Here is a 349-nt window from a genome sequence, read left to right as displayed (position 1 = left end):
AGCACAATCAAAAGCTAAAGAACAGACACGGTCACCTGTGGGAGCTGGCTTGCCTGCGATGGCATCACCTCGGTGTATCTGGAAGACCGAGTTGCCTGCATCGCAGGCAAGCCAGCTCCTACAGAAAAGCAGAGCTGCATCAGCTTCAGATTTGGCTTTCGCTCTGGCCTTTGTCTTGGCTTCTACCACTGGGGTCGGCTTTCAGGCAGAGCAAAGGCCAAAGCGAACTCGGTCTAAATGTGGGAGCGGGCTTGCTCGCGAAGGTCGTTAACGATGACGCGGGTATCCTGATTCAACGCGGCGCCCTCAGGTTCTTCGCGAGCAAGCCCGCTTGTATGCTAGGACTTGA

It is taken from the genome of Pseudomonas sp. IPO3778, assembly GCF_013386825.1.
Classification (GTDB): Bacteria; Pseudomonadota; Gammaproteobacteria; order Pseudomonadales; family Pseudomonadaceae; genus Aquipseudomonas.
The sequence above is the reverse complement of the archived record's forward strand: the minus strand, read 5'-3'. Positions refer to the sequence as shown.